The sequence below is a fragment of the Streptomyces corallincola genome, from assembly GCF_019104725.1.
Taxonomy (GTDB): Bacteria; Actinomycetota; Actinomycetes; order Streptomycetales; family Streptomycetaceae; genus Streptomyces; species Streptomyces corallincola.
Window position 1 is genome coordinate 23884 of record NZ_JAHRXF010000037.1, and the last position, 20834, is coordinate 44717.

At 72.8% G+C, this 20834-nt stretch carries 22 protein-coding genes; 12 read left to right on the forward strand and 10 right to left on the reverse strand.

Going from position 1 to position 20834, the window contains the following annotated elements:
* Position 1: 1 nt before the first annotated feature.
* From KUM39_RS20985 to mshD, 3 genes are all read right to left on the reverse strand, one after another.
* Positions 2-1165: a CHAD domain-containing protein gene (locus tag KUM39_RS20985; RefSeq protein WP_217787278.1), complete on the reverse strand. Its 1164-nt coding sequence runs from the start codon at positions 1163-1165 to the stop codon at positions 2-4.
* Positions 1146-3500, reverse strand: coding sequence for an RNA degradosome polyphosphate kinase (locus KUM39_RS20990; RefSeq protein WP_372455792.1), 2355 nt, complete (start codon positions 3498-3500; stop codon positions 1146-1148). Before KUM39_RS20990 ends, KUM39_RS20985 begins: the two co-directional genes overlap by 20 nt.
* Positions 3501-3707: 207 nt before the next feature.
* A complete protein-coding gene (mshD, locus tag KUM39_RS20995) occupies positions 3708-4643 on the reverse strand; it encodes a mycothiol synthase (RefSeq protein WP_217787280.1) in 936 nt (311 codons plus the stop codon).
* Between the two features lie 184 nt (positions 4644-4827).
* Here mshD and KUM39_RS21000 point away from each other — a divergent pair, with 184 nt between their 5' ends.
* A complete protein-coding gene (locus tag KUM39_RS21000) occupies positions 4828-6627 on the forward strand; it encodes a bifunctional metallophosphatase/5'-nucleotidase (RefSeq protein WP_217787281.1) in 1800 nt (599 codons plus the stop codon).
* Positions 6628-6701: 74 nt separating this feature from the next.
* Here KUM39_RS21000 and KUM39_RS21005 read toward each other — a convergent pair whose 3' ends face one another.
* The 6 genes from KUM39_RS21005 to KUM39_RS21030 form a co-directional block, all read right to left on the reverse strand.
* A complete protein-coding gene (locus KUM39_RS21005) occupies positions 6702-8186 on the reverse strand; it encodes a sensor histidine kinase (protein WP_308288191.1) in 1485 nt (494 codons plus the stop codon).
* A complete protein-coding gene (locus tag KUM39_RS21010) occupies positions 8183-8911 on the reverse strand; it encodes a response regulator transcription factor (RefSeq protein ID WP_217787282.1) in 729 nt (242 codons plus the stop codon). The genes KUM39_RS21005 and KUM39_RS21010 overlap by 4 nt, the downstream gene beginning before the upstream one ends.
* A 162-nt stretch (positions 8912-9073) precedes the next feature.
* Complete coding sequence (locus tag KUM39_RS21015) at positions 9074-9307, reverse strand: hypothetical protein (protein ID WP_217787283.1); 234 nt, start codon at positions 9305-9307, stop codon at positions 9074-9076.
* A 67-nt stretch (positions 9308-9374) separates the two neighbouring features.
* A complete protein-coding gene (locus tag KUM39_RS21020) occupies positions 9375-10484 on the reverse strand; it encodes a S1C family serine protease (protein WP_217787284.1) in 1110 nt (369 codons plus the stop codon).
* Positions 10485-10677: 193 nt separating this feature from the next.
* Positions 10678-11700: a LacI family DNA-binding transcriptional regulator gene (locus KUM39_RS21025; protein ID WP_217787285.1), complete on the reverse strand. Its 1023-nt coding sequence runs from the start codon at positions 11698-11700 to the stop codon at positions 10678-10680.
* Between the two features lie 106 nt (positions 11701-11806).
* On the reverse strand, positions 11807-12595 hold the full coding sequence (locus KUM39_RS21030; RefSeq protein WP_217787286.1) for a response regulator transcription factor: 789 nt from the start codon (positions 12593-12595) through the stop codon (positions 11807-11809).
* 177 nt (positions 12596-12772) lie between these two features.
* Here KUM39_RS21030 and KUM39_RS21035 point away from each other — a divergent pair, with 177 nt between their 5' ends.
* The 8 genes from KUM39_RS21035 to KUM39_RS21065 all read left to right on the forward strand — a co-directional run bounded on the left by KUM39_RS21035 (position 12773) and on the right by KUM39_RS21065 (position 18099).
* A complete protein-coding gene (locus KUM39_RS21035) occupies positions 12773-13633 on the forward strand; it encodes an alpha/beta hydrolase (RefSeq protein WP_217787287.1) in 861 nt (286 codons plus the stop codon).
* 70 nt (positions 13634-13703) lie between these two features.
* Positions 13704-13958: a MoaD/ThiS family protein gene (locus KUM39_RS21040; RefSeq protein ID WP_217787288.1), complete on the forward strand. Its 255-nt coding sequence runs from the start codon at positions 13704-13706 to the stop codon at positions 13956-13958.
* Positions 13959-13962: 4 nt separating this feature from the next.
* Positions 13963-15267, forward strand: coding sequence for a hypothetical protein (locus KUM39_RS21045; RefSeq protein WP_217787289.1), 1305 nt, complete (start codon positions 13963-13965; stop codon positions 15265-15267).
* Between the two features lie 141 nt (positions 15268-15408).
* Entirely contained in the window at positions 15409-16146 is a 738-nt protein-coding gene (locus tag KUM39_RS21050) for an LmeA family phospholipid-binding protein (RefSeq protein WP_217787290.1), read from the forward strand.
* 148 nt (positions 16147-16294) lie between these two features.
* A complete protein-coding gene (locus tag KUM39_RS28835; protein WP_351055874.1) occupies positions 16295-16375 on the forward strand; it encodes an Ms5788A family Cys-rich leader peptide in 81 nt (26 codons plus the stop codon).
* A 137-nt stretch (positions 16376-16512) separates the two neighbouring features.
* Positions 16513-17358 carry a sulfurtransferase gene (locus tag KUM39_RS21055; RefSeq protein WP_217787291.1) on the forward strand — a complete coding sequence of 282 codons (846 nt, stop codon included), beginning with the start codon at positions 16513-16515 and terminating at the stop codon, positions 17356-17358.
* A 108-nt stretch (positions 17359-17466) separates the two neighbouring features.
* A complete protein-coding gene (locus KUM39_RS21060; protein WP_217787292.1) occupies positions 17467-17754 on the forward strand; it encodes a DUF1416 domain-containing protein in 288 nt (95 codons plus the stop codon).
* Positions 17755-17835: 81 nt separating this feature from the next.
* Positions 17836-18099, forward strand: coding sequence for a DUF3099 domain-containing protein (locus tag KUM39_RS21065; RefSeq protein ID WP_217787293.1), 264 nt, complete (start codon positions 17836-17838; stop codon positions 18097-18099).
* 16 nt (positions 18100-18115) lie between these two features.
* On the opposite strand, the gene KUM39_RS21070 is transcribed toward KUM39_RS21065, so the two are convergent.
* Positions 18116-18478, reverse strand: coding sequence for a DsrE family protein (locus tag KUM39_RS21070; protein WP_217787294.1), 363 nt, complete (start codon positions 18476-18478; stop codon positions 18116-18118).
* A 249-nt stretch (positions 18479-18727) separates the two neighbouring features.
* Here KUM39_RS21070 and KUM39_RS21075 point away from each other — a divergent pair, with 249 nt between their 5' ends.
* From KUM39_RS21075 to ygfZ, 3 genes are all read left to right on the forward strand, one after another.
* The gene (locus tag KUM39_RS21075; RefSeq protein WP_217787295.1) at positions 18728-19303 is read left to right on the forward strand and encodes a heme-binding beta-barrel domain-containing protein; all 576 of its coding nucleotides are present in this window, start codon (positions 18728-18730) and stop codon (positions 19301-19303) included.
* Positions 19304-19412: 109 nt separating this feature from the next.
* Positions 19413-19850 carry a Fur family transcriptional regulator gene (locus KUM39_RS21080; protein WP_217787296.1) on the forward strand — a complete coding sequence of 146 codons (438 nt, stop codon included), beginning with the start codon at positions 19413-19415 and terminating at the stop codon, positions 19848-19850.
* A 10-nt stretch (positions 19851-19860) separates the two neighbouring features.
* Positions 19861-20826: a CAF17-like 4Fe-4S cluster assembly/insertion protein YgfZ gene (gene ygfZ, locus KUM39_RS21085; RefSeq protein WP_217787297.1), complete on the forward strand. Its 966-nt coding sequence runs from the start codon at positions 19861-19863 to the stop codon at positions 20824-20826.
* Positions 20827-20834: the final 8 nt, after the last annotated feature.

Genomic DNA, 20834 nt, shown 5'->3' on the forward strand with positions numbered 1-20834 from the left:
TTCAGGACGCGCTGACCGGCGCGGCGACCGGCTGCTGCTGCCACGCCTGCTGGAAGGCGAAGCGGGCCGCCTCCACCTCGTGGCGCTGGTCGGCGTGGAGCACGCCGAGCGCGTACGCGGTGGCCGGGGCGATCCGGGGGGTGCGGGCCGCCTGCGCGGCGGCCGCCGCCGCCTCCGAGGCGTCGCGGTGCCGGTTCAGCGCCTGGCACGCCGCGATCAGCCGCCCGTCCACCGGTACGCCCTCGTGCAGCACCTCGCGGGCGTACCGGTGCAGCCGCAGCAGCAGCCGTACCTGGTGCCAGGGGCCGTCCTGCGGGTGCGGGGACGGGTCGGGGGAGAGGCCGTGGACCAGGGCCTGCGCGTTGTACGGGTGCCCGGCGGCCAGCAGCGGCAGCGCGGTCACCGCGTCCGCGAGCCGCTCCTCGGCGGCTTCGGCGAGCCCGCCCAGGCCGGTGCCGGACGCGGCCGGGGTCAGCGGGACCTCGCTGGCCAGTACGGCGACCTTGTCCGCGACCGCGTGGAAGCGGGACGAGCCGAGCGCCTGGAGCGCGGTGGAGTGGGCGCGGGTGCGGGCCAGGGTGAGCTGGCGCTCCAGCAGCGCGCCCGCCTTGGCCGCGCCGACGGTCAGATTGCCCCGGTCGGGACCGCCCCCCGGCGCCGGCCGGGCGGCCGGTCCGGCGTCGGCCCCCGCCGCGAGCGAGGTCCGTACGGCGACGGGGGCGGCCTGGCCGCTCCGGGACCGGCCGGGGAGGGACGTCTGGCCGGGGAACGCGGTCGCCCCCGACAGCCGGTGCAGCGCCAGCAGCAGTCGTTCGAGGCGGGACTCGTAGGCGTGCTCCAGGCCCAGCGTGCCGGAGAGCCAGGCCAGTTCGGGCCGCATCTCCTCGGACCAGGCGGTGTCCAGCAGCGGCCGGAAGGTGTGCAGGCTGCCGCTGATCCGGCGGGCCGAGCGGCGCAGCGCCCGGACCGCGTCCACGGAGTCGCCCGCGCCGTCCCCGCTCCCGGCGCCGCCCGCCGTACGGGCCGGGTGACCGCCGCCCGACTCGCGGTGCGGGCGCAGCGCGCGCAGGAACTCCGTCGCCTGGGCGCGCAGATAACCGGCGAGCGCATCCCCCGTCACCTCCTCGGCCGCGGGGTCGGTCGGGTCAAGGTGTCGCTTTGCCACGCCGGCGCCTCCGGGCGTCTATGAGCATCTCCTGGACGTTGCGCAGGGGCTGTCCGTCCGTGTCGTTCGCGTGCCGGGTCCACTCCCCGTCCGGGCCGAGGTGCCAGGAAGCGGTGGTGTCGGACATCCCGGTGTCGAGCAGCCGGTTCAGGGCGGCCCGGTGGCCGGGGTCGGTGACCCGGACCAGGGCCTCGATACGGCGGTCCAGGTTGCGGTGCATCATGTCGGCGCTGCCGATCCACACCTCCGGCTCGCCGCCGTTGCCGAAGCCGAACACCCGCGAGTGCTCCAGGAACCGGCCGAGCACCGAACGGACCCGGATCTGCTCCGACAGGCCGGTCACCCCGGGCCGGATCGCGCAGATGCCCCGCACCCACACGTCCACCGGCACACCCGCCTGGGAAGCGCGGTAGAGGGCGTCGATGACCGCCTCGTCCACCATCGAGTTGACCTTGATCCGGACGAACGCCGGGCGGCCCGCGCGGTGGTGCTGGACCTCCTTGTCGATCCGGGCGATCAGCCCGTCGCGCAGCGACTTCGGGGCGACCAGCAGGCGGCGGTAGGTCTCGCGGCGGGAGTAGCCGGAGAGCCGGTTGAACAGGTCGGAGAGGTCCGCGCCGACCTGCGGGTCGGCGGTGAGCAGCCCCAGGTCCTCGTAGAGGCGGGCGGTCTTCGGGTGGTAGTTGCCGGTGCCGACGTGGCTGTAGCGGCGCAGCGTGTCGCCCTCCTGACGGACCACCAGCGACAGCTTGCAGTGCGTCTTCAGCCCGACCAGGCCGTACACCACGTGACAGCCGGCCTCCTCCAGCTTGCGCGCCCACTTGATGTTGGCGTGCTCGTCGAAGCGGGCCTTGATCTCCACCAGCACCAGCACCTGCTTGCCGGACTCGGCGGCGTCGATCAGCGCGTCCACTATCGGGGAGTCGCCGGAGGTGCGGTACAGCGTCTGCTTGATCGCCAGCACGTCCGGGTCGGCCGCCGCCTGCTCCAGGAACGCCTGCACGGAGGTGGAGAACGAGTCGTACGGGTGGTGCAGCAGGACGTCACGGGCGCGCAGCGCGGCGAAGATGTCCGGCGCGGACGCGGACTCCACCTCGGCGAGGTCGCGGTGGGTCCCGGCGACGAACTTCGGGTACTTCAGCTCGGGCCGGTCCAGGCCGTGGATGCGGAACAGGCCGGTCAGGTCGAGCGGGCCGGGCAGCGGGTACACCTCCGCCTCGGAGATCTTCAGCTCGCGCACCAGCAGGTCCAGCACCTCGCGGTCGATGGACTCCTCGACCTCCAGGCGCACCGGGGGCCCGAAGCGGCGCCGCATGAGTTCCTTCTCCAGTGCCTGGAGCAGGTTCTCCGCGTCGTCCTCCTCGACCTCCAGGTCCTCGTTGCGGGTCAGCCGGAACGCGTGGTGCTCCAGCACCTCCATGCCCGGGAACAGCTCCTCCAGGTGGGCCGCGATGACGTCCTCGATGGGGACGTAGCGGCCGGGGCTGGACTCCAGGAAGCGGGAGAGCAGCGGCGGGACCTTCACGCGGGCGAAGTGCCGGTGGCCGCTGACCGGGTTGCGCACCACCACGGCCAGGTTCAGCGACAGGCCCGATATGTACGGGAACGGGTGCGCGGGGTCCACCGCGAGGGGGGTCAGCACCGGGAAGATCTGGTGCCGGAACAGCGTGAACAGCCGTGCCTGCTCCTTCTCGGCCAGCTCGCTCCAGCGGACCAGGTGGATGCCCTCCTCCGCGAGTGCGGGGGCGACGTCCTCGTGGTAGCAGGCGGCGTGCCGGGCCATCAGCTCGCGGGAGCGGGCCCAGATCATCTCCAGCACCTCGCGCGGCTGGAGACCGGAGGCGGAGCGGGTGGCGACACCGGTGGCGATACGGCGCTTCAGCCCGGCCACGCGGACCATGAAGAACTCGTCCAGGTTGCTGGCGAAGATCGCCAGGAAGTTCGCCCGCTCCAGCAGCGGGGTGTCCGGGTCCTCGGCCAGCTCCAGCACGCGCTCGTTGAACGCCAGCCAGCTGCGTTCCCGGTCCAGGAAGCGGCCCTGCGGCAGGGGGGCGCCCTCGCCGGGTGCCTCCTCGTACCCGTCGAGGTCGGCGTCGAGATCCGGTTCCAGGTCGGAGACGGTCGCGGCCACGGTGTGCGGCCGGTGTGCGGCGATGGAGCCCACGGAGGGCTGCGTGTGCTGGATCTCTGCCCGCGTCTCTGGCTGACTCATGACCCCATTCTTCCGCGCCGGGGCCGGGACAGGCGCGTCGGAACGGGCGGGCGGGAGCACGACGGGCCTTGGCCCCGCGGGTCCCTCGGGCGGCGGCGCGGACTCTGGCACGGCGGGCTGCATGGCCCGAGCGTCGCAAGCCCGGCTGAATCAACGGTTACGGAGACATGACGTGCGGGATATCGCGGGGCGTCTCACGGGGGGCGCGCGGCGGGCGCGGGGGCGACGGCGGACCGTCCGCCGGGTGCGGCACGGGTGGGCGCGCGCGGCCGGTCGCGCCCCCGGAAGGCGGCTGCGCCGCCCTTCACGCCCGCCCGCGCGCCCCGGCGCTCACGTCTCCGTGCGGTACATCAGGTCCGTCTCGTACGTCTCGAAGCCCAGGCGCTCGTAGACGTGGACGGCGGCCGTGTTGTCGGCGTCCACGTAGAGGAGGACGGCCGGGAGGCCCTGGGCGGCGAGGTGGCGGAGGCCGAGGGTGGTGAGGGTCCGGCCGAGGCCGGTGCCCTGGGCGGTGGGGTGGACGCCGACGACGTAGACCTCGCCGAGCGCCTCCTCGGCGTGGATCTTGGTCCAGTGGAAGCCGACGAGTTCGCCGTCGTCCACCCGCTCGGCGAGGAAGAACCCGGCCGGGTCGAACCAGGGCTCGGCCATGCGGTCGTCGAGGTCGCGCTGGGTGAGGGAGCCCTGCTCGGGGTGGTGGGCGAAGGCGGCCGCGTTGAGCGCGAGCCACGCGGTGTCGTCCTTGCCGGGCTCGAAGGTCCGCACCCGGACCCCGGCGGGCACCACCGGCTCGGGCAGCGCGTCCAGCTCGGTCAACGGCCGCCGCATCTGCCGGAGTTCGCGGAACAGGGTGAGCCCGAGCACCTGGGCGAGATGCCGGGCGGCGGTGTGCCCGCCGTGCGCCCAGACGCGCAGCCGCTTGCCGGACGCGGCGAGCAGCGCGGTGCCCAGCGCCCGCCCGTGCCCGCGCCCCCGGTGCGCGGGGTGGACGACCAGTTCGGCGGCCGGTGCCTCCACCGGGTCGGAGTCCTCCAGCTGGGCGTACCCGACGAGTTCGCCGCCCGCCGTCAGCAGCAGGTGCGTGACGCCCTCGCGGGCGCCGCCGCGCAGTTGGAGGCGGCCCTGCTCGGAGACCGGCTGCTGTCCGTCCACCCGGGCGGCCTCCGCGAGCAGTCCGAGCACGGCCTCGGCCCGGCCCGGTTCGAGCGCGGAGTAGGACTCGATGGAGCGTGCGGGGAAGCCCCCGGCGGTGTCGTCGCTGCTCATGCGTACGAGGGTACGGGGCGTACGGCGCGAAGCGGCGGACCGGCCGCCGGGCAAAGGGGACGGCAAGGGCGAGGCAAAGGGAAACCAGGATGTAACCATGAAACCCCTGTTTTGCTACGCGCGTTGACCTTAGGCTGCGCCGCGAACGGGCCTTGTTGCCACAGCCGACCCACTAGGGGGTCCCATGCCAGCCGCGCCCCAGCGCACCCGACGCCGCGCCTTCGCGTTCCTCGGTACGACGGCCGCGCTAGCCACGGCGGCGGCGCTGACCGCCGCGCTGCCCGCACAGGCCCACAGTGGCGGCCACGGGCACGGGCACGGATGGCCGAGCCGTTACCAGGACGTGCAGTTGCTCTCCTTCAACGACCTGCACGGCAACCTGGAGCCGCCGTCCGGCTCCTCCGGCCGGATCACCGAGACCCAGGCCGACGGCACCACGAAGACCATCGACGCGGGCGGTGCCGAGTACCTCGCCACCCACCTGCGCGACGCCCGCAAGGGACACCCGTACTCGGTGACGGCGGCCGGTGGCGACATGGTCGGCGCCTCCCCGCTGCTGTCCGGTCTCTTCCACGACGAGCCCACCATCGAGGCGCTCAACAAGCTGAAGCTGGACGTCACTTCGGTCGGCAACCACGAGTTCGACGAGGGCGCCCGCGAGCTGGGCCGCCTGCAGAACGGCGGCTGCCACCCCACCGACGGCTGCTACACGGACAAGAAGTTCAAGGGCGCCGACTTCCCGTACCTCGCGGCCAACGTCCTGGACGAGAAGAAGAACAAGCCGATCCTCAAGCCGTACTGGGTCTGGCAGAAACGTGACGTCAAGATCGGCTTCATCGGCGTCACCCTGGAGGGCACGCCCGGCATCGTCTCCGCCGACGGCGTCAAGGGCCTCGTCTTCAAGGACGAGGTGGAGACCATCAACAAGTACGCCCGTGAACTCCAGCGCCAGGGCGTGCAGTCCATCGTCGCGCTGATCCACGAGGGCGGCTTCCCGGCCTCCGGGTCGTACAACTACGACTGCGACGCGGGCGGCGCGGGCGCGGGCATCTCCGGCCCGATCGTGGACATCGCCAAGCACGTCACCCCGGCCGTGGACGCCCTGGTCACCGGGCACACCCACAACGCGTACGTCTGCGACATCCCGGACCCGGCGGGCCGGCCGCGCATGGTCACCTCGGCCGCGTCCTTCGGCCGCCTGTACACCGACACCACGCTGACCTACGACCGCTTCACCGGCGACATCGCCCGCACGGCCGTGAAGTCCGCGAACCGGGTCGTCACCCGTGACGTGCCCAAGGCCGCCGACATGACCGACCTCATCAGCCGCTGGAACACGCTCGCCGCGCCCATCGGCAACCGCCCCGTCGGCTGGATCTCCGGCGACGTCAACAACACCGGCACCGAGTCCCCGATGGGCGACCTCATCGCCGACGCCCAGCTCGCCCACGGGCGCGAACTCGACCCGAAGACCAGCCTGGCCCTGATGAACCCCGGTGGCGTGCGGGCCGGGCTCACCTACGCGGCCAAGGGCGCCGAGGGCGACGGAGTCGTCACCTACGCCGAGGGCTTCACCGTCCAGCCCTTCGCCAACACGGTCAACCTCCAGGACTTCACCGGCGCCCAGCTCGTCCAGGTCCTGAAGGAGCAGGTCAGCGGGGCCAACGCGGCGGCCCCGAAGATCCTCCAGCCCTCTTCGGGCCTGACGTACACCCTGGACCTGACCAAGTCCGGCGCCGACCGTGTCGTCACGGACTCCATCCGCCTCGACGGCGCCCCCCTCGACCCGGCCGCCACCTACCGCGTCGCCACCAACAGCTTCCTCGCCGGTGGCGGCGACGGCTTCCCGACCCTCGCCCAGGGCACCTCCGACCTCGTCGGCTCCGACGACCTCACCGCCCTGGCGAACTACCTCACGGCCACCTCCACCCCCTCCGCCCCCCTGACCCCCCCGGCGGCGAACCGCATCACGATCGTCCAGTGACCCCCTGACGCGACGGCCCCCGGAGACCACGAGCCCCCGGGGGCCGTTTCGCGTTCCCGCGCCCGATCCGCCCCCTACTCCGCCGTACCCGGTGGCGGCACGGGCGCCCCCGGCAGTCGCACCGTCGCCACCGTGCCGTCGCCGGGTGGGGGTGCCGGGGAGAGGGAGACCTCGCCGCCCGCCTGGCGGACGGTGCGGGCGACGATGGAGAGGCCGAGGCCGGAGCCGGGGAGGGCGCGCGCGCCCGGGGAGCGCCAGAAGCGGTCGAAGACGTGCGGGAGTTCGTCGGGGGGGATGCCGGGACCGTGGTCGCGGACGGTGAGGGCACCGTCCACCAGGCGGACGTCGATCGTGCCGCCCTCGGGGGAGAACTTGACCGCGTTGTCGAGGATGTTGACGACGGCCCGCTCCAGGGCGGACGGCTCGGCGCGGACGTACCACGGCTCCAGGTGCGCGGTGATGGTGAGTTCGGGTCCGCGCAGGCGGGCGCGCCGCAGGGCGGCCTCCACCGTGTCCTGGAAGGAGAGGACCTGGACGCGCTCGCCGTGCTGTCCCTCGGAGCGGGAGAGTTCCTGGAGGTCCCCGATGAGTGAGGCCAGCTCGGTCATCTGGGCCTTCACGGAGGCGAGGAGCGCCTTGCGGTCCTCGGGGGGCAGCGGGCGTCCCGTCTCCTCGCTCCGGGTGAGCAGGTCGAGGTTGGTGCGCAACGAGGTGAGCGGGGTGCGCAGTTCGTGCCCGGCGTCCGCGATGAGCTGCTGCTGGAGTTCGCGGGAGCTGGCCAGCGCGGTGGTCATGGAGTTGAACGACCGTGACAGGCGGGCCACTTCGTCGTCGCTGTCGTCCCCCACCGGGATGCGGATGCTCAGGTCCTCGGTGCGGGCGACGTGTTCGACGGCCTCGGTCAGCTTGTCCACCGGCCGCAGCCCGGCCCGCGCGACGGCGAGCCCGGCGGCCCCGGCGCCGATCACCCCTATGCCGGAGACCAGCAGCAGGATCAGCGCGAGGTCCTTCAGCGTGTCCTGGGTGTTCTTCAGCGGGATGGCGACCAGGAGCGCGGTGTTCGGGTACAGCGCGGGCGGCCCGTCCGGCTGGCTGACGGTGAGCGGCTGGACGAGCACCCGGACGGCGGCGCCCTTGGAGTCGGTGCCGTCCCGCTTGATGACGCGGGCGCGCAGGATGCCGTCCCGGACGGAGATCTGGTTGATGACGGACGCGTCGGACGGGTCGGTCCGCACCCGGCCCGCCGAGTTGGAGAACACGCAGGACGTGCCGTCCTGCCGGACCAGCTGGACGTAGTAGTAACCGGCGTGGAAGCTGCCGACGCCCGCGTCGGCCGGGGCCTGCGGGCAGCTCTCCAGGGTGGAGGTGACGTCCCGCTGCCGCTGCGGCGAGGCCGCCTTCTGGAGATCGCTGTCCACCTGGTCGTAGACCTTGCGCTGGACGATGAACCAGCAGGTCATCGACACCGCGGCCACCGCGAACGCGACGGCGGCGGCCACCAGCATGGCGAGCCGCGCCCGGATCGGCAGCGAGCGGTACCGGCGGGCCAGCCTCCTCACTCGGCGCCGCCCTGCCGCAGGACGTACCCCACCCCGCGCACGGTGTGCACCAGCCGGGGTTCGCCGCCCGCCTCGGTCTTGCGGCGCAGGTACATGACGTACACGTCGAGGGAGTTGGAGGAGGGCTCGAAGTCGAAGCCCCAGACGGCCTTGAGGATCTGCTCGCGGGTGAGGACCTGGCGCGGGTGGGCCATGAACATCTCCAGGAGCGTGAACTCCGTGCGGGTCAGTTCGACCTGGCGCCCGCCCCGGACGACCTCGCGGGTGGCGAGGTCCATGCGCAGGTCGGCGAAGGTGAGCGCCTCGTCCTGGCGGGCCTCGTCGGAGACGGCCGCCGCGTACGAGCTGCGGCGCAGCAACGCGCGGATGCGGGCGAAGAGTTCGTCGAGTTCGAACGGCTTGACCAGGTAGTCGTCGGCGCCCGCGTCCAGTCCCGTCACCCGGTCCCCGACCGTGTCGCGGGCGGTGAGCATCAGGATGGGGGTGGTGTCGCCGGTGGCCCGGATGCGGCGGGCCGCGGTCAGCCCGTCCATGCGGGGCATCTGGATGTCGAGGACGACGAGGTCGGGCCGGTACGCGGCGGCCTTGTCGAGGGCGTCCGCGCCGTCCACGGCGACCTCGGTGCCGTACCCCTCGAAGGCGAGGCTGCGCTGGAGCGCCTCGCGGACGGCGGGCTCGTCATCGACGATCAGGATGCGCTGGGGGTCGCCTTCGGCGGGGCTCATCGCGGTTCCTCGGGGGTGCGGTCGGGTCGGTGGGCGGGGGTGCTGCTCAGCCTCGCACGTTTCCGTCCCGCCCCGCGGGCGGCCCGCGCGGCGCCGGGTCCGGCCCCCGGTGGAACACCGGGGGCGTCGGGCGGCCTGCGGGACCTGCCGGGAAGGCGCCGGTCAGACGCCGAGCGCGCTCAGCTCGCGCATGGCGGTCAGGCGGCGCAGCGGCACCTTGCGGCGGTGCGGGCGGTCGGCGGAGGTGCGCAGGCCCATCAGCTCCGGCACGTGCAGCGGGGGCAGTTCGGGCCGCGGTGCCTCGGTCGGCGCGTGCAGCGCGTGGGCCACGGAGAGGGCGAGGGTGATGTCGGCCGGAGCGATGGTGGTGGTGGGGTGCGAAACCTGCTCGATCATGACGTACTCCCTTTCGTCCCGCACGGGGTCGGGCTCGTGGGCCCGTCTACCCCGATGTGCCGTGGATTCAGCTCGTGCCGCCCGCCCGGAGTTTGGCCAGGTCGGACTTGACGGTGTCGATGGGGATGGCGAATCCGAGTCCCACGCTGCCCGCGTCCGAGGAGGACGAGGACTGGGCGCCGGACGAGTACATGGCCGAGTTGATGCCGATGACGTCGCCGGAGGCGTCGATCAGGGCGCCGCCGGAGTTGCCGGGGTTGAGCGAGGCGTCCGTCTGGATCGCCTTGTACGTGGTGGTGGACGAGCCGGTGTCGCCGTTGAACTGGCGTCCGCCGAACTGGAACGGCCACTGGTCCCCGAAGCCGCCGCCCTGGCCGTCCTGTCCGCCGCCCTGCCCGAACTGGTCGCCCTGGCTCTGGCTCTGGCCGCCCTCCTCCGGCACGGTCACGTCCCGGTCGAGCGCGGAGACGATGCCGCTGGTCACGGTTCCGCTCAGCCCCTCGGGCGAGCCGATCGCCACGACCGAGTCACCGACCCGCACGTCGGAGGAGTTGCCCAGCGAGGCCGCCTTGAAGCCGGAGCCGCCCTGGACCTGGAGCAGCGCGAGGTCCTTCGCCGGGTCGGTGCCGACCACCTTCACGGAGTACGACGTGCCGTCGCTGGTGCGCACCTTCACCGAGTCGGCGCCCGCCACCACGTGGTTGTTGGTGACGATCTGGCCGCCGCTGGTGACGATCACCCCGGCACCGGTGGACGTGCCGTCGCTCAGCCGGGCCTGGACCTCGACCACGCTCGGGCTGACCGCCGAGGCGATGGCGGCGACATCTCCGCGCTGCGAGGCGGGCACCGCGTTGGTGGTGGTCCCGGCCGCCGTGACCGTGTTCTTCCCGGTCAGCTCCTGGAAGCCGTACGCGGTGGCACCGCCGACCGCCGCCGCCACGATGGCGACCGCCGCGACCAGCACGGTCGGCCCCCGCCTGCGCCGCTTCGGCGCGGGCCCGGGCGCCCCGGCCCCGGCGACGACCGTCGGCGGGTCGTACGGCGGCGGGGGCGGCCACTCGGGGTTCACGGGAGCGGAGTAGCCGTACTGCTGCTGCGCCTGGGGACCCTGCTGGGCCTGGGGACCCTGCGGGTCCCCGTACTCGTACTCGCCGCTTCGGCGGTGGCTGTCGGTCATACGAAAAGCATTGCCCGCCACCATGAGAGCTTGCTGAGTGCCGCCTGAGAAGCCCGGCAGAACCGCGTTCGCCCGGTATAAGGACCCGTCCCGGTGAGCTCGCAGCTACTCTCGGACACCGTCGCGGAACCCACCGCGAGCCCTGCCGCACCGGCCCCGCGAGCCTCCGCCCGCGAGCCGCCCGCGGGGTCTCTCACCCGCAGCCGCAGCTCCCGCGCGTCACCAGCCGGGACGGGAACGTCTTCAGCCGCTCCCGCCGCGAGCCCGCGACGCGCAGCCCGTCGTCCAGGACGAGGTCCACCGCCGCGCGGGCCAGCGCCGGGCGGTCGGAGGCGACCGTGGTCAGCGGGGGGTCCGCGAGCGCGGCCTCCTTGATGTCGTCGAACCCGGCCACCGCCAGCTCGCCGGGCACGTCGAGGCGCAGCTCGCGGGCGGCCCGCAGCACGCCGATCGCCTGGTCGTCGGTGGAGCAGAAGAACGCCGGGGGCCGCTCGGGGCCGGACAGCACCTCCAGCGCCACCCGGTAGGCGTCGTACCGGTTGTACGGCGCCTCGTAGAGGCGGCCCTCGGTGCTCAGTCCGGCCTCCTCCATCGCGCGCCGCCAGCCCTCGACGTGGTCGGAGACCGGGTCGCCGACCGCCGGGGTGTCCGCGGTGCCGCCCATGCAGGCGACGTAGGGGTGCCCGTGCTCCAGCAGATGGCGGACGGCGAGCTGGGCGCCACCGAGGTCGTCGGTCACCACGGCGACGTCGTCGATGGCCTCGGGGCGCTCGTGCAGCAGCACCACCCGGGCGTCCCAGGCGTCGATCTCCGCGGCGGCCTGGTCGTTCAGCGCGTGCGAGACGAGGATCAGCCCGGAGACGCGCATCCCGAGGAACGCGCGCAGATAGTGGACCTCGCGTTCACTGATGTAATCGGTGTTGCCGACCAGCACCATCTTGCCGCGCTCGGAGGCGGCCTGTTCCACGGCGTGCGCCATCTCGCCGAAGAACGGCTGACGGGCGTCGGGGATGATCAGTCCTATGAGGTCGGTGCGCCGGGACGCCATCGCCTGCGCGACCCGGTCGGGCCGGTACCCCAGTTCCCTGATCGCGGCGAGGACACGCTCGCGCGTGGCCGGGGCGACCGGCCGGGGTCCGTTGTTGATCACATAGCTGACAACGGCGGTGGAGGTCCCCGCCAGCCGAGCCACGTCGTCCCGAGTCACCTTGGCCACGCGCGGAGTCTACGCGGATGGACCCTTCCTGGGCAGGGCGTTCGGCCACCCCGGTCCGCGCGGATGTGCGCGAGCAACGCCCCGGCGCGGACGCCGGGGCGTGCGGTCAGGCGTCCATGTGCGCCTCGGCGCCCGCGCGGGCCGCCGATGCGTCCCGGTCGTCCGTGTTTGCCTGCCCGGAACCGGCCTTCCGCTCCGGCGCGGACCGCTCGGCGCGCTCCGGCTTCTCCGGGGTAACGAATCGGTAACCCACGTTCCGTACGGTGCCGATCAGCGACTCGTGCTCCGGGCCGAGCTTGGCCCGCAGCCGCCGTACGTGCACGTCCACGGTGCGGGTGCCGCCGAAGTAGTCGTAGCCCCAGACCTCCTGGAGGAGCTGGGCGCGGGTGAAGACGCGGCCGGGGTGCTGCGCGAGGTACTTCAGCAGCTCGAACTCCTTGAAGGTGAGGTCGAGGACCCGGCCCTTCAGCTTGGCCGAGTAGGTCGCCTCGTCCACCGACAGGTCGCCGTTGCGGATCTCCATCGGGGAGTCGTCGTGGCCGAGCTGGCGGCGGCCCACGGCGAGCCGGAGCCGGGCCTCGACCTCGGCCGGTCCCGCTGTGTCGAGCAGGACGTCGTCCACCCCCCAGTCGGCGGTGACGGCCGCGAGGCCGCCCTCGGTGACGATCAGGATCAGCGGGCTGCCGGGCCCGGTGGAGCGCAGGAGCTGGCACAGGCTGCGGACCTGCGGCAGATCCCGGCGGCCGTCCACCAGGATGACGTCGGCGCCAGGTGTGTCCACCAGCGCGGGGCCCTCGGCGGGGGCAACCCGGACGCTGTGGAGGAGCAGCCCGAGTGCGGGCAGTACCTCCGTGGACGGCTGGAGGGCGTTGGTCAGGAGCAGCAGAGAACTCATATATCCGGTTCCTCCTCGGTCCCTGCGAGGACGTGTGCGGTGCGGCACTGCTCTGCGATCCCGGTGCGCCGGGCGGCGGCGGCCTCGCGGCCCCACCACCGTGCACAACGCGTCCGAAAGCACAAAAGGACCCGGGGGCTGCGTCGCCCGAGTCCTCTGCCCAGCACAATAGCCCACATGCGCAACCACCCGGCAGGCCGCGAGGCACGTTCCGCCGTCCGTCCGCGTGCTGAGACGGACGGACCGGGCCTCATACGGACATTCCTCCGCACAGCCGACGGCGTGGCGATCGATTCCGTATACGAACCGGGCGCCTCCGGGTCCGGGACGTCCGGCGGGGGAGCGTCCCCGGACGCCCCGGACGCCCCGGACGTGGTGTTCGTCGTCGCGCACGGCTTCACCGGGGACGCGGACCGGCCGCACGTACGAAGGGTGGCGTCGGTGCTCGCGCGGTACGGCGCGGTCGTCACCTTCTCCTTCCGGGGGCACGGCGCCTCGGGCGGCCGGTCCACCCTGGGCGACCGCGAGGTGCTCGACCTGGACGCCGCCGTCGCGCGGGCCCGCGGCTTCGGGCACGCCCGCGTGGTGACCGTCGGCTTCTCGATGGGCGGCTCGGTGGTGCTGCGGCACGCGGCCCTGCGCCCCGGCTCGGTGGACGCGGTGATCTCGGTCAGCTCCCCGGCCCGCTGGTACTACCGGGGCACGGCCCCGATGCGCCGGGTGCACTGGCTGGTCACCCGCGCCTCCGGACGCCTGGTCGGCCGGTACGGGCTGCGGGTGCGCATCCACGACCGCGACTGGGACCCGGTGCCCCTCCCGCCGGTCGCCGCCGTCCCCCTCATCGCCCCGGTGCCGCTGCTCGTCGTGCACGGCGACCGGGACGGCTACTTCCCCCTGGACCACCCGCGCAGCCTCGCCGAGGCCGCCGGTGAGCACGGCGAACTCTGGGTGGAGCCGGACATGGGGCACGCGGAGAACGCGGCCGGTGAGGCGCTGCTGGGCCGCATGGCGCGCTGGGCCGCCGCCCGCTGCGGCTAGCCTGGCCGTACCGTTCGTCTCTCGTTCGTTCGCCGCATGTGTTCCACACCCGCCAGCCCAGAGGAAACAGATGCCCAAGGTCACGGTCCGTTACTGGGCCGCCGCCAAGGCCGCCGCAGGGACCGCCGAGGAGCCGCTCGAAGCGGACACGCTCGCCGACGCCCTGGCCGCGGTGCGCGAGCGGCACCCCGGCGAACTCCCGCGCGTCCTGAAGCGCTGCTCGTTCCTCATCGACGGCGCTCCCGCGGGAACCCGCCCGCATGAGACGGTACGGCTGGCCGAGGGCGGCACGGTCGAGGTGCTCCCGCCGTTCGCAGGAGGGTGAACCGATGAGCGACCAGCAGCAGTACGGGGGCGGCCCGTACGAGGGTGGTTCCTACGGGCAGCAGGGCTACGACCCGTACACGGGACAGCCGCTCCCCGCCGGGGAACAGCGGCAGCCGTACCCCCACCCGCAGCAGCCCGCGCCCGCCTGGCCGGGACCGTACGCCGGTCAGGGCCAGAGCCAGGCCCAGGCGCACCCGCAGGCACAGGCGCACCCGCAGGGGTACGGGCAGGCGCAGGGATACGGGCAGGCGCAGGGGTACGGGCAGGCCGCCCAAGCCCCGCGGCAGCAGGGCGAGTTCGGGGAGCCGTACGCCCCCGGCGCCGACCCGCAGCACACCCAGCAGTGGCAGGGCCGCACCTGGGAGACCCCGTCGCCCGCCCCGGCCGCCCCGGCGGCGGAGACGGCGTACCTCCCGGCGCAGGACCCGTACGCCCCCCGCCCGGCCACCACCCCGGCAGCCCCGCAGACCCAAGTCCCGCAGGCGCAGGCCCCGCAGGCGCGGTCGGCCGATGCGGGGTACGGGCCCGCCACGCTCGGCGGCAACGCGCGGGTCACCGACGCCCAGCGGGCGCGCGCCGAGGGCCGCTCCCCGATCATCGAACCCGGTGTGCGGCCCGCCGCGCTCACCGCGCTGCTCGGTCTGCTCCTCGCCGGGGCCGCGCCGCTCGGCGTCTACGCGCTGGTCGTGCCGGTGGTACTGCTCCAGGCGGTGACGGCGGCCGGCTGGTTCCGGCTGAACGGCATGTGGCCGGCCCGGCAGGGCATCGCGCTCGCCTTCCTCGGCGGTCTGGTCGCGGACGCGGCGCTGCTCGCCGCCGGACGGCAGCACGCGCCCGCCGCGATCTTCGGCACCCTCGGCGTCTGGGTGCTGCTCTGCCTGGTGCTGCAACTCCGCTCGCACGCCGACCCGGACGAGCGGATGTACGGCCTGATGGCCACGGTCGCCTCCTCCGCGCTGACGATCGTCGCCACCGGGTTCCTCGGCGCCGCTCCGCACGGCGTGTCCGTCGGCGCGGCGGCCGTCGCGGTCGCCCTCCTCGTCCGGGCGCTGCCGCTGCCCACCCCCGCCTCGGTCGGGGTGGCCGTGCTGGCGGCGGCCGGTGCGGGCATCGCCGTCGGCGCCATGACCGGCCTCGGCACCAGGGGCGCGCTGGTCGGCACGGGCGCGGGCGTGTGCGCGCTGATCGGGCACCGGGTCGCCGCCTACGACTACCCGTCCCGCTTCGTGCACTTCACCGCCGGTGTCGCGCTGCCGCTGGCCGCCGCCGCGCCCGCGGTCTGGGTGCTGGGCCGCGCGCTGGGCTGAGCGGACGGAACGAAACGGGCAGGGGCCGGACGCGATGCGTCCGGCCCCTGTCACAACTGATCCACAATTCCGCCACGGCCCCCGCGAGCGGAGTTACCGTGTCGTAGCCCGTCCACACACCGCCCACCGGGGGAACTCCACATGCGCGCCCTGCGAATACTGCTCATCCTCGTCGTGCTCCTGGGCGTGCTGTTCGTGATCGTGGACCGGGTCGGTGTGCGCTTCGCCGAGGGCAAGGTCGCGGACCGGCTGAAGACCTCCGAGAACCTGTCGGCCACCCCGAGCGTGGACATCAAGGGCTTCCCCTTCCTGACCCAGGTGGCGGGCGGCTCGCTGGACGACGTCGAGGTCGGCATCAAGGAGTACGAGGCCGCCACCGGCACCGACGGCAAGAAGCTCCGCATCGACGACCTCACCGCCGACATGAAGGGCGTCTCCTTCTCCGGCGACTACAGCTCCGCCACCGCCGCCGACGCCACCGGCAGCGCGACCGTCTCCTACGCCGAGCTGCTGAAGGCGGCCCAGATTCCGGCGGCCCAGGTCGCGCCCGGTGTCACCGCCCAGGTGGTCGGCCTGTCGGACGGGGGCAACGGCAAGATCAAGGTCGCCGTGGACGCCACCGTGCTCGGCAACAAGCTGCCCCGGCCGCTCTACGTGCTCAGCTCCGTCGCCGTGAAGGACGGCAAGGTCCAGGTGCGCGCCGACTCGCTGCCCGCGATCGCCGGTGCCGCGCTCGCCGAGGGCCAGATCCGCCGGATCACCGACTTCCAGCAGGCCATCGACGGGCTGCCGGGCGGTATCGCGCTGGACAAGGTAGAACCGATGAAGACCGGCGTCCGTCTCACTGTGACGGGGACCGACGTGCGGCTGGCGGGCTGACCGCCCGCTCCGCGCCGTTCGGCCTCCCGCGATTCGGCCTGCCACGATGCGGCCTGTCGCCATCCGACGTATCGCAATATGGACCATCGCGTCTCAATATGTGACACGCCGGTGACATGCCCGCCGTTCCGTCCCTACGATCGACGGCATGAGGCGACAGGCGGATCTCACCAAGCGGCGGGCAGTGGACCTGTGCCGCGTTGCCGCCATGCTCTGTCGCCCCTTCTGAGCGGAAGTCCGCGCCGTACGCGCGCTCCGCGTCCCTCACCCGCCCTGTGATGACCAGGGCATCCGTGCGCCGCTCGGTCCGAGGGGCGCACCCACGCAGCCGTACGCCCCGCCGCACCTGCCCCGGAGGAGAACAGCATGAGCCGCAGCGACGTCCTGGTAGACGCCGACTGGGTCCAGGACCACCTGGACGACCCGGCCATCGTCGTCGTGGAGGTGGACGAGGACACGTCCGCCTACGACAAGAACCACATCAAGAACGCGATCCGCATCGACTGGACCAAGGACCTCCAGGACCCGGTCCGCCGCGACTTCGTCGATCAGGCGGGCTTCGAGAAGCTCCTGTCGGAGAAGGGCATCGCCAACGACACCACGGTGATCCTCTACGGCGGCAACAACAACTGGTTCGCGTCGTACGCCTACTGGTACTTCAAGCTCTACGGCCACGACAGCGTCAAGCTGCTCGACGGCGGCCGGAAGAAGTGGGAGCTGGACGCCCGCGAGCTGGTCGCCGGTGACGAGGTCCCCGAGCGCGCCAAGACCGACTACCGGGCGCAGCCGCAGAACACCGCGATCCGCGCCTTCCGCGACGACGTGGTCTCCGCCATCGGCGCCCAGAACCTGGTCGATGTCCGCTCGCCCGACGAGTTCTCCGGCAAGCTGCTCGCCCCGGCCCACCTGCCCCAGGAGCAGTCCCAGCGCCCCGGCCACGTGCCGTCCGCGAAGAACATCCCGTGGTCGAAGAACGCCAACGACGACGGCACCTTCAAGTCGGACGACGAGCTGAAGGAGCTGTACGCCGAGCAGGCGGTGGACCTCGCCAAGGACACCATCGCGTACTGCCGCATCGGTGAGCGCTCCGCGCTGACCTGGTTCGTGCTGCACGAGCTGCTGGGCGTCGAGAACGTCAAGAACTACGACGGTTCCTGGACCGAGTACGGCTCCCTGGTGGGCGTGCCGATCGAGCTGGGCGCCGCGAAGTAACGCCCGGTCCCGCGACCTCCCGAACGCACCCCGGACCCGATCCGATCCGGACCCACCCGACCCGAACCCGATCCGACCCTCGCGGTCAGACCCCTTACGGAGACAGACATGTGCGGAGCGAAGGCCGGCGGCCCGGACGCCTCGGCGATCAAGCCCGGTGAGACCACCATCCAGGGCCAGGTGACCCGCGACGGCGAGCCCGTCACCGGGTACGTCCGGCTGCTGGACTCCACCGGCGAGTTCACCGCGGAGGTCCCCACCTCCGCCACGGGGCAGTTCCGCTTCTACGCGGCCGAGGGCACCTGGACCGTACGCGCCCTCGTGCCCGGCGGCAGCGCCGACCGCACGGTCGTCGCGCAGCGGGGCGGGCTCGCGGAGGTCGCCATCGCGGTCTGAGCGACCGCGTCTCACGGCGTGACGGGAAGGGCCGCGCTCCGGCGCGGCCCTTTCCGCGTCCGCCGGATCTACCCTGGAAGCATGTACGCGCGGCGGCGGCACCGGTACTTCGCCATGATGGGCGTCTGCATCGGACTCTTCGTCCTGGCCTGGTCCGTCGTACGCCTGTGGTCGGTCCCGGCCGCCGTCGGGATGTGCGTCCTCGCCATGATCATCCCGCCGGTCGCCGCCGTCGTGGCCAACCGGCGCGGCCCGGACGACCGCTGGTGGGACGACCCCTCGGGCGACCCCCAGTCGGACGAGTGGTGGGACGAACTGGACGGGAAGAAGCGCCCGCGCGGATGAGTGCCCGGGGCCGGGATCAGTAGACGAGGGCCTGGGTGTCGTCCTCCATCGCCTCCCGCACGAACACCTGCGCCCCGGCGATCCGCACCCCCTCCAGCACGTCCGCCTCGGTGATGTCCCGCCGCGCGGCACACTGCGTGCACAGCGTGACCCGGCCGGAGGCCAGCACCGAGTCGATCAGGTCCGGCAGCGGCGCGGCGTGCGGCAGCTCGAACTCCGCGGCCCGTCCCGGCAGCGCGAACCAGGCGGACTCCCCGGTCAGCCACAACGACACCTCGACCCCGCTGGCCACCGCCACCGCGGCCACCGTGAACGCCTGCGAGCACCGCTCGGGCGCGTCCACCCCGGCGGTCACCTTGATCACGAGCTTCTTCGCCATGCGGCGCATCGTAGTCCGGACCGGGCGTACGCCCACCTCGTCAGGAGGCGCCCGGTCCCGCCGCGTAAGCTGGGGACCGGCTCTGTACGTACGTCCACCCGCTCAAGGAGCACTCCGTGGAGATCTTCTACGAAACCCTGCTCGTCCTGGTCTGCGTCGGCGTCCTCGCCTTCGCCGGACTGACCGTGAAGAAGCTGTACCAGGGCCAGCGCTGACCCAGACGTCGAGGAACCTCCGAGGAACCCGCTCATGATCGAGATCCCGTCCGACCTGCACAAGGACCTTGTCCCGCTGGCCTTTCTGCTGGGCAGCTGGGCCGGGGCCGGGGTTCACGACTTCCCCGGCTCCGAGAAGTGCAACTTCGGCCAGGAGGTGACCTTCGGCCACGACGGCCGGGACTTCCTGGAGTACCAGTCCCGCACCTGGGTGCTGGACGGCGACGGGAACAAGGTCCGCCCGCTGGAGACCGAGACCGGCTTCTGGCGCATCGACGCCGACCGCAAGGTCGAGGTCACCCTCACCCGTGACGACGGCGTGGTGGAGATCTGGTACGGCGAGATGGCGGACAAGACCCCCCGGATCGAGCTGGTCACCGACACGGTCGCCCGCACCGCCACCGCCCGCCCCTACTCCGGCGGCAAGCGGCTGTACGGCTACGTCAAGAGCGACCTCATGTGGGTCGGCGAGAAGCAGACCCCCGAGGTCGAGCTGCGCCCCTACATGTCCGCCCACCTGAAGAAGGTCGTCACCCCGGAAGAGGTCGAACGCTGGGCCAAGGCCCTCCCCGACGACCTGCCGGACGACGGCATCGCCTTCTTCAAGTAGGCCGGACCTGTTCTTCAAGTAGGCCGTACCCGCACCCCTCGCGCGTACCCGGAACGCCCCTGCGCCCACCGCAGGGGCGTTTCCCCGTCGTGGCCCTAGACTTTCCGGTGTGGTGAGCACCGACTGGAAGAGTGATCTCAGGCAGCGCGGTTACCGGCTGACGCCGCAGCGGCAGCTCGTGCTCGAAGCCGTGGACACGCTGGAGCACGCGACCCCCGACGACATCCTGGGCGAGGTCCGCAGGACGGCGTCCGGGGTGAACATCTCCACCGTGTACCGCACTCTGGAGCTGCTGGAGGAGCTGGGCCTGGTCAGCCATGCCCACCTCGGGCACGGGGCGCCGACGTACCACCTCGCGGACCGCCACCACCATCTGCACCTGGTGTGCCGGGACTGCGAGAACGTCATCGAGGCGGACGTCGCCGTCGCCGAGGAGTTCACCGCGAAGCTGCGCGAGCAGTTCGGGTTCGACACCGACATGAAGCACTTCGCGATCTTCGGCCGCTGCCGGGACTGCTCCCGCGAGAGCGCGCCGGACGCGTCGTAGGCTTGCCGGTATGAAGAGTCCCCTGCTGTCCCTGCCCGGCGCCGTTCCCGCCGAGGGCGTGGACGAAGGCGTCGCCGCCCACTACGGCGACCTGTTCCGCGAGCAGCGTGCCCTCGCCGACGGCACCGGATTCGTGGACCTCTCGCACCGGGGCGTGGTCACGGTCACCGGCGACGACCGGCTGAGCTGGCTGCACCTGCTGCTCACCCAGCACATCACCGACCTGCCCGTGGGCCGGGCCACCGAGGCGCTGATCCTCTCCGCCAACGGGCACATCGAGCACGCCCTGTACCTGGTGGACGACGGCACGACCGTGTGGGCGCACGTGGAGCCCGGCACCGAGGAGGCGCTGATCGCCTACCTGGAGTCGATGAAGTTCTTCTACCGGGTCGAGGTCGCGGACCGCACCGCCGACACCGCGCTCGTCCACCTCCCGGCCGGTTCCATCACGCCCGCCCCCGAGGGCGCCGTGGTGCGCGAGACGCCGTACGGCCGTGATCTCTTCCTGCCCCGCGCCGACCTGGAGTCCTTCGCGGACGCCCACGGCCCGGCCGCCGGTCTCCTCGCCCACGAGGCGCTCCGTGTCGAGCAGCACCGCCCGCGCCTCGGCTTCGAGACCGACCACCGCACCATCCCGCACGAGCTGGGCTGGATCGGCACCGCCGTCCACCTCCAGAAGGGCTGCTACCGGGGCCAGGAGACCGTGGCCCGCGTGCAGAACCTCGGCAAGCCGCCGCGCCGCCTGGTCTTCCTGCACCTGGACGGCAGCGAGGTGCACCTCCCGGTGCCGGGCACCGGGGTCCGGCTCGCGGACGACGGCCCCGACGGCCGGCAGATCGGCTTCGTCACCACCTCCGTACGCCACCACGAGCTGGGCCCGGTCGCCCTCGCCCTGGTCAAGCGGAACGTCCCGACCGACGCGCGTCTGATGGCCGGGGACACGGCCGCCGCCCAGGAGACCGTCGTCGAGCCGTAGGCACGAAC